The following is an 8,214-nucleotide window of genomic DNA, read 5'->3' as shown; positions in this document are numbered from 1 at the left end:
ACCCCACACCCCCCGTACAGCCCCTCGACAACCCGCTCATCACACCCAACGAACACCACACGGAAAGGTCACACATTCGACGAACGAACCCCGATTCCCCTCCCGGGACGACCCCTGCGACACCGTTACCGTCACCGACTGGCTCCGCGACCGGAAGCGCGGCAACGACGTCCTGGACCGGACCGCGGACACAGTCCGGCGGACCGGGCCCGCCGCGCTCGTCGAATGTGCCGACGACCTGATGGCGAACGACAGTTGGGGGCCGGCCCGCACGCACTACGAGCAGCTGCTCGACCAGTACCCCGACGACGGCGTCGCGGACCAGGCCCGGACGGGCGCCAGGAAGGCCACGCTGAGCATCGAGCTGGACAACGTCCGCGACCTGCTCGCCGGCGGGTCCGGCGCACAGCCCCAGTACTGCTCCAGCCCGGCGAAGTACAGCGGCGCCAAGCCCATGGGCAAGGGCACCAACCGCGCGTTGTTCTACGCCTACGACGAGTACAGCACCGACTTCTCGAAGCAGCTCCCCGGCTCCTGGAAGGCGGGCGACCCCGCCGACGCCGTCCTGGTGGTCTGCATGGGCGAGCCGACCTACGGAAGCTCCGTCGAGACCTGCTCGTACTACAAGAGCGGTTACTCCGGCGCCAGCTCGTACGTGACCTTCCACAAGATCGCGATCCCGGTGAAGGTGTACGAGTTGCGTACGGGGAAGCTTGTCGCCAACCGCACGATCCAGATCAGCGGCACGAGCTGCCCGGCGTCCATCTACACCACTGAGGACTCGACAAGCGAGTACGTCGCGGAGACCAAGTCCGACGTGAAGGCCGCCTTCCAGGCGCTGGTCGTCCGGTGAGCGGCGGCGCGGACCCGGGCGATCCGGGGGTGTGGCCTGACGCGGACGGGCGTCCGCGGGTGGTTCGGGAGGGCTCCCGAGCGGGTCGAGTGAGCATGGGGCCGGCGGTCGCCGGAAGGTTCCGGGCGGCCGGTGGACAAACGCGGTCGAAGAAGGGGACGTTGGTGGCACGGGACGAACGGGTCATTGCCGGGCGGTACCGGCTGCGGCAGCGGCTGGGTTCCGGCGGTGGGGGAGACGTATGGCTGGCCGAGGACGAGGAGCTCCGGGTCCAGGTCGCGGTCAAGGAGATCGACGTACCGCGGGAGCCGGACGGCACCGGCGGTGATCTCGTCGGCCGGGGACGCAAGGAGGCGCTGAAGGCGGCGCAGCTGCGCGAGCACCCGAACGTGATCACGGTGTACGACGTGGTGGAGGACGACGACCGCCCGTGGATCGTGATGGAGTATCTGCCGGGTACGCGTGATCTGCAGGCCGTGGTGAAGGAGCGCGGCTCGTTGCCGAGCGACGAGGTGACCGGGATCGGGGCGGCGGCCCTGGACGCGCTCTGGGCCGGGCATCGCCTCGGCATCATCCACCGGGACGTGAAACCCTCCAACATCCTGCTGGCGCCGGACCATTCCGGCGTCGCCGACCGCCGGATCCTCCTGACGGACTACGGCATATCGCTGTGGCCCCGCGAGACCCGGGTCACCCAGACCGGCATGGTGGTCGGCACCCCCGGCTTCGTGGCGCCGGAGCGGCTGTCCGGTGGCGAGGCCACGCCCGCAACCGACTTGTTCTCGCTCGGCGTCACCCTCTACTTCGCCGTCGAGGGCGCCGCCCCCTTCGAGCGGGACACGCTCGACGCCTGTCTCATGGCGGCGCTGAACACGGAACCCGCCGTGCCGCAGCGGGCGGGCGGCCCGCTCGGGCGCGTGATCATGGGGCTGCTGGCCAAGGACCCGTCGGAGCGCATGCAGGCGGAGCAAGCGTGCGAACTGCTCGCCGAGGGCGCGGATACCGGAACCCGTGGTGCGCCACCGGCCACGTTCCCAGGCCCTGCCCGGGCGCAGGCTCCGGCCGGGGCGGGCTTCGCATCGGGCGGTTCGGGACGCGGTGTGGCCGGCCACGGATCCGGATCGGGGCAGTCCCGGGGTGCCGGCGAGCCCGGGGACTCCGGGCGGTCCGAGGGCCCGGTCGGGTCCGAGGCCGCTGCGGACGCCGACGGCGTTGCCACCGCGACGGAGACCGGCCATTCAGCGCCTTCCTGGAAAGCTCGCCTCGCCCCCGCCCGGTTCACCTCGGGCGGCGCCCCCCGACCGCAGCGCCGGCTTACGCCTGTGGTGCTGGCGCTCGCCGCAGTGCTGGTCGGGAGCGGCGGGTTCGCGCTGGGCGCCGCCACGTACCGAGACGAGGGGGCCGAGGCGAAGAGCCCGGAGGCCAGGGCGAAGGTCGCTGCCACTTCATCTCCGACTCCGTCCCCGACCGTGACCCGCGGCGCCCACCCGTACGGCGAGCAGGTGGGGCTGCGGGAGGGTCTCGCGCCGGGGCAGTGCGTCGACGCCGACTGGAAGAGCGGGGAGTTCAAGGGGCGGCCCGGCCTGAAGGTCGTCGACTGCTACGACGACGACCCTGAGGGGCAGGTCGTCGCGACCGTCGCGGCCGACGGCGCAGCACAGGCGTCCGGTGCGGAGGCCGTACAGGGCGAGTGCACCCGGCGCACCGCGGAGTTGCGGAAGACCATGGCCGACCCGGTGCTGTACGTCCTCACGCCCGGGACGGGGCAGAGCGAGCCGCCGGACTCGGCCTGCCTGCTCTTCCTGAAGAACGCCACCCTCGGCGGGCCGATCGGCGACTTCCGCAGGTTCGGCGACGAGGTGTACGTGACGCAGGTGGGCCCGGGTGACTGCGTCAACTCCGAGGAGGACGAAGACGGCACGTACACCGAGATCCTGGTGAGCTGCGACAAGCCGCACGACGAGCAGATGGTCGGCTGGACCTGGGCCTCTGGCGACGGCTCGGCGGACAGCGTGGACAAGGGAGATCTCTGTGAGGAGAAGTACGGCGTCAACTGGGCCCGTGGCGACGGACACGAGATGTGGGGGTGGTCCTCCTCGGACGAGGAGTGGGACGCCGGATTCCGCCATGTGATGTGCAGCGTGGCCCGGGAGGACGAAGGGAAGCTTCCCGGGGGAGCGCTGAAGCCGGCGTACTGACACTCCCAGGGGGCCAGCGGGGAGTCAGTCGGTGAAGAACTCCAGCACCGCCGTGCCACCGTCCAGGGACTTCACCCGGAAGCCGAGGTCGTTCTGGATGCCGGTGCCGCCTTCGCCGAGCGACGTGCTCAGGAAGGTGCCGCCGGTGCCCGAGGACTGGAGCACCACGGAATCCGCTGTGATCTTCGTGACCCGCAGATCGCTGACGCTGAACCGGCTGTCGACCTTGATGGCCGTGGGCTTCGACAGGGCGATCTCGCAGCGACCGTCGAAGCAGGCGCCGACATCGGTGCCGTCGGCGGGGCCACTGGTGCGAGAGGGCGAGGGAGCGGACGGCCGCTCCGTCTCCGTCGGCGTGCTCGCGCCGCTCGCCCTCGACGGCGTACTCGTGGACGACGGCTCCGCCCCCTCCGCGGAGCCGTCGTCCTGGCCGCCGCTCCCTCCGCAGCCGGTGAGTACGGCCATCACAGCCAGCGTCACGCCGACGCCGACGCCGACCCGGTCCCTGCTCGTGTTCATCGCTCCACCCCTCAACTCGTGTGCCCAAGGGTGCCGTTGAACCCGGGCATCGGGACACGCATCTTTATATGAGCCCGTCCTGGGGAGGGGTCCCGGAGCGGACGCGGACACTGGTCAGTGCGCCGTACGCGCACCGAGAAGCCCACGAACCGAGGAGACCAGCGATGCCTCTCTCCGCCAGCCTCGCGCGAGGTGTCGCGCCCACCACGCCCGGCACCCTGCACGCCCGCACGGTCACCGGCGGCCTCAGCGCCCCGCCCCGGCCGGGCCTGACCCTCTGCTTCGGGCGCGGCGAGAAGCCGGACGTGGACCTGGGCGTCGGCGTGGACGACTTGCGAGTGAGCCGGCGGCACGGCGAGCTGACGTACCGTCAAGGACTGTGGTGGCTGCGCAACACCGGGCAGCAGCTCGTGCGGCTGCCCCGCGGCCAGATGATGCACATGAGCACCGAGCCGATCCCGCTCGCCACCGGGTACACCCCGTTGTTCGTGAAGGGTTCGGGCTACCGTGAGCACCTGGTCGAGCTGTATGTCGCGGGCCACGACGACCAGGGGCCGCTGTCGCGACGGCGCGCCGAGACCGTGCGGCCCGAGACCTGGGTGCTCGACGACGACGAACGGCTGCTGCTGGTCGTCCTCGGCCAGCGGTACCTGCTGTACGAGGAGGATCCGCGGCCCCTGACGTACGCCGTGGCCGCCAAGCAGCTCGCCTACCTCTGCCCGGACGGCAAATGGAACGAGCGCAGGATCGAGCACCGCATCGAGGCCGTACGCCGCCGCCTGGACAGCACCGGTTTCCGGTACCCGCTGCTGCACGACAAGTCGCAGGGCCGCCCCGGCGACAACAGGCTGCTGCACAACCTGATCAGGGGACTGGTGGAGTCGACGACGCTCGTGCCGCCGGACCTGGACCTGATGGAGGACGACGCGACCTGGCCGAACTCCGCACCCTGAGGGGACAGTCACGCCCCCTGTGCCAAGCGCTCGGCTGGAGGCGCGGTGAGGTGAGTCCGCGGGCCGGTGGGGACTGGTCGTGCCCACGCGGCGGAGCCGCATGTCGACACCGCCCCGCGCTCCTTACGGGGCGCGATAATGCACCGGACTCGGAGGTCCTGACAGAGGCTGTCGTTCGTGTGGCTGTCGGTCCGGTTGCTTGTTGGTCTTGTCGTGGGAAATTCGTGGCGACCGCGCCGGCTCCGGGCGGCGGGCGGGACCCCGTTCACTCACGCAGCGGAGCTGTCCGCTCCCGCGGTGTCCGTGAACTCAGCCCCGGCCCGCCATAAGACCGACCGCTCGGCCTGGCCTACTGCACAGGCACCGGCCGGTCGTAGACGTTGTCCGGAGTCACGATCTCCGTGATCGCCCGCGCGAGCAGCGACGACGGCTCCTGGCCCTGGTACGTGATGTCGGTGTTGATCATCAGCACCATGGTGGCCTTCTTGGAGGGCAGGTAGACGGTCACGGTCTCGTAGCCGGGGATGGAGCCGTTGTGCCCGATCCAGCCGCCGCTCTCGAAGATGCCGAGGCCGTATTTCGTGCCCGGATAACCGGTGGGCAGCATCTTGAGCCTCTGCACCTGCGTCTGCGGACGCAGCAGCGTGCCGGTGGCGACGATCTTTGCCCAGCGACGCAGGTCGTGCAGGTCGGAGATCATCGCCCCGGCCGCCCAGGCCCAACTGGGGTTCCAGTTCGTGGTGTCGGCGACCTCACCGCTCAGCGTCTGGTTGGTGTAGCCGTGCGGGTGCGGCTGAGGAAACTCAAAGCCCTTCGGAAACAGCGTGTGGGACAGGTGGGCGGTGCGCAGAACCCGCTTCTCGATGAAGTCAGCGAGGCGGTGCCCGCTGACCTTTTCGACCACCAGACCGAGCAGGATGAGGTTGGTGTTGGAGTACTGGAACTGCTTGCCCGGCGCGAAGGTGTTCTTGTGCTTGAAGCCGTATGCCAGCGCCTGCTGCGGGGTGAACGAGCGCTTCGGGTTGCTCAGCAGATCGTGCTGGAAGTCCGCGTCTTCGGTGTACGGGAAGAGGCCGCTGCGCATCTCGGCAAGATGGCGCAACGTGATCCGGGGTCCCTTGGGCACGCCGTGGATGTAGTCCGAGATCGGGTCGTCGAGTCCGACACGGCCGTCGTCAACGAGCTTGAGCAGCGCGGTGACGGTGAAGGTCTTGGTCTCGCTGCCGATCCGTACGAAGACGTCGGTGTTCATCGGCTCGCCGGTGGCTTTGTCGGCGACGCCGGTCGCGCGGACGTAACTGCCCTTGCCCGGCATCCACAGACCAGCGACGACACCGGGAATGCCGGCCTGCTGACGGACCTTCTCGATGGCCTTGTCCAGCCGAGCGGTCAGCGCACGGTCCAGTTCGTGCGGAGGGCAGTCCTCATCGACGGACCGGTGGGGTGTGACGCCCTGGGCAGCCGTGACGGCTTGGGCAGCGGTGGCGGGAGTCGCTGCCATCGGGGTCAACACGGACGCCACGAGCAGCACTGCGGCGAAGACACGGCGGGTGGGGGTAAGACGTCTCACGTCTCGGTGCCTCTTTCAGTTCTGGGTCGGGGCAGCTACGTCACCATCTGTGCGTCGGTACGAGTCCTTCTCCGGTCGCCTTTTGCAGGAGTCCACCTGTTCGGCGCTTCGCGAGTCGCTCTGACGCTCTACGGCGACGATGGGGCGGCGGTCTTCGGAGCACGGCCCAGCTCGCCGACCTCGCAGCACCGGGTAGCGATACCGACCGGGTGACCGGTGCGCTCCCGGAAGCCGCACTTCCGCAGTACGGCCGGCTGATCTGTGTCAACGGCCGCGAACAAGCCAGGATCTCTCTCGCCGCTCCCGGAGTGCTTGACGATTCACCATGCTGCCGCCGTGCAAGACCGAATGACGCTTGGACGAGTACGTTGCCGGCCTCGGCACGGCCATGGAGGGCGCCACCGAACTGCTGCCCTGTCAGTAGCCTCGCCCACTAGATGAATAAGTCCGATGTCTGATCTGGTGGTTCTTGAACTTCCCGTGCGGCGGGCTGTGATCATGGAGGGACTACGACGGAGGGAACTGCGCGTATGTCGTCCGGGTATGGCTTTCACCCGTTGTCTCTCGGTGTGAGGTTCGTATTGGAGCTGGTGGCTCTGGTGTGCTTCGGGCTCTGGGCATGGGCTGTCGTGCCTGGTTCCCTGCGGTATGTCTGCGTGGTTGCCGTTCCCCTGATCGTGGCCGTGCTGTGGGGAGTCTTCGCCACCCCAGACGATGCATCCCGGTCCGGGGGGACGGTGATTGCGACACCTGGTCCACTGCGGTTCCTGCTGGAGCTGACTGTGTTCTTCGGCGGTGCGGCGGCGTTGTACGCGGCGGGATCCCACACTCTCGCCGTGATGCTCGCCGGTGTGCTGGTCGTGTACCACCTTCTGTCGTGGGACCGGGTCTTGTGGCTGGTCAGGCACTGAGTCCGCCCCAGCCGTGTCAGGTTGGCGGTGCGTTCGGGAACACACAGAGGGTGTCCAAGATCGTTGCGTGACGAATGACCTGGACACTCTGCTGACCGCGCTGTACGTGAAGGTCGATGATGAGCTGGAAGCCGGCCGTTGGATGGGTAGGCCGCCGCAGCTGGCCGATGCCGAGCTGATCACCCTCGCGGTCGCGCAGGCGCTGCTCGGCTTCCATTCCGAGACGCGCTGGTTGCGGTACGCGCACACGCACTTGGCCGCGATGTTCCCGTATCTGCCGCAGCAGTCCGGGTACAACAAGCGCCTCAAGGCGGCATTGCCACTGGTGAAGAAGGCGATACGGATGCTCGCCGTGGACACGGACTTCTGGTTCGGCACCACTGGATCGTCGACTCGACACCAGTGCCGTGTGGGATGTCCCGGCCGACAGCGAAACGTTCGGAGATGGCGGGCTGGGCCGGATATGGGTATTGCGCGTCCCACTCCCGGTTCTTCTGGGGCCTACGCCTGTACCTGGTTTGCACGCCGGTTGGCATACCGATCCTGTGGACCGTTCCTAGAGACTGAGCGGGGGTGAGTCCTGTTGCCAGGATTCATGCTCAGCCGAACGCTCCGAACGGTGTTGGGCGTTCTGGTTGCCCGTGTACGCCCGAGGGCACGCCGGTCGGCCTGGACGGTCCGATGCCCGTGCACATCGCTCTGGTGTGCACGGGGCGGTGCCGTCCGTCGCCTGATCGGGTGTCCCTGAGCGCGCCGTCCGATCGCCACGGCGGCAGCCTCGTGGCGAGTCGTCTTCCTGTCGTCGTGGGTGAGGGGTTTTTGCCAGTGCTGGGCGCCCCATTTGGAGGTGTAGGCCGGGTCCACGGCGATGATGGCGGTGCCGGTCTGGTCGGCCATCGAGGTGAGCCGGGCGCGGAGTCGGCCGGTGGGCATGCCGGAGATCAGCTGCCGGAACCGTGAGATCAGCTGCCGGAACCGTTTGCGGCGGCCGTGCTTCTCGCGGGTCTTCTCCGTGGTGAAGTCGAGGTCTTCGACCGCGATGGCTTTCACTCCGCAGGTTCTGGCCCAGTGCAGCAGCCGGGTCAGGGCGTGGCGGACCTGGGCGTCACGGTGCTGCGCAGTACCCGTGAGGTCGTAGAAGAAGCGGCGGGGACGGCCGGGCGGGTTGCCGTGGGCGTCGAGGCGCCCGGCGGCCAGGTGGCCCGCGTTC

Annotated in this window: 6 protein-coding genes and 2 pseudogenes; 5 read left to right on the top strand and 3 right to left on the bottom strand. The window is 68.9% G+C overall.

Annotated features, from left to right (window positions below; translation table 11 throughout):
- The first annotated feature begins 241 nt into the window (after window positions 1-241).
- Together IG08_RS0152660 and IG08_RS0152655 are read left to right on the top strand one after the other, a co-directional pair.
- The gene (locus IG08_RS0152660; RefSeq protein ID WP_052425349.1) at window positions 242-853 is read left to right on the top strand and encodes a hypothetical protein; all 612 of its coding nucleotides are present in this window, start codon (window positions 242-244) and stop codon (window positions 851-853) included.
- A gap of 164 nt (window positions 854-1,017) precedes the next feature.
- Entirely contained in the window at window positions 1,018-3,051 is a 2,034-nt protein-coding gene (locus IG08_RS0152655; protein WP_030621851.1) for a serine/threonine-protein kinase, read from the top strand.
- Window positions 3,052-3,075: 24 nt separating this feature from the next.
- On the opposite strand, the gene IG08_RS56360 is transcribed toward IG08_RS0152655, so the two are convergent.
- Window positions 3,076-3,570: a hypothetical protein gene (locus tag IG08_RS56360; protein ID WP_052425348.1), complete on the bottom strand. Its 495-nt coding sequence runs from the start codon at window positions 3,568-3,570 to the stop codon at window positions 3,076-3,078.
- A 164-nt stretch (window positions 3,571-3,734) separates the two neighbouring features.
- Between IG08_RS56360 and IG08_RS0152645 the strand changes: the two genes are divergently transcribed.
- Window positions 3,735-4,523 (top strand): FHA domain-containing protein, encoded by a 789-nt coding sequence (locus IG08_RS0152645; RefSeq protein WP_030621847.1) that lies wholly within the window; start codon window positions 3,735-3,737, stop codon window positions 4,521-4,523.
- Window positions 4,524-4,872: 349 nt separating this feature from the next.
- Here the strand turns inward: IG08_RS0152645 and IG08_RS0152640 are convergent, their stop codons facing one another.
- Window positions 4,873-6,093, bottom strand: a complete 1,221-nt coding sequence (locus tag IG08_RS0152640) for a serine hydrolase domain-containing protein (RefSeq protein ID WP_030621845.1) — start codon at window positions 6,091-6,093, stop codon at window positions 4,873-4,875.
- Window positions 6,094-6,623: 530 nt separating this feature from the next.
- Here IG08_RS0152640 and IG08_RS0152635 point away from each other — a divergent pair.
- Window positions 6,624-7,004, top strand: coding sequence for a YrdB family protein (locus IG08_RS0152635; RefSeq protein WP_030621843.1), 381 nt, complete (start codon window positions 6,624-6,626; stop codon window positions 7,002-7,004).
- Window positions 7,005-7,071: 67 nt separating this feature from the next.
- Window positions 7,072-7,559, top strand: a pseudogene (locus tag IG08_RS58625) (transposase family protein); the annotation flags it as partial.
- On the opposite strand, the pseudogene IG08_RS62295 reads toward IG08_RS58625, so the two are convergent.
- Window positions 7,506-8,214: pseudogene (locus IG08_RS62295) on the bottom strand (hypothetical protein); the annotation flags it as partial. The pseudogenes IG08_RS58625 and IG08_RS62295 sit on opposite strands and share 54 nt — an antisense overlap.

The organism is Streptomyces fulvoviolaceus (assembly GCF_000718165.1).
GTDB classification, from domain to species: Bacteria; Actinomycetota; Actinomycetes; order Streptomycetales; family Streptomycetaceae; genus Streptomyces; species Streptomyces fulvoviolaceus.
The sequence above is the reverse complement of the archived record's forward strand: the minus strand, read 5'-3'. Positions and strand labels throughout refer to the sequence as shown.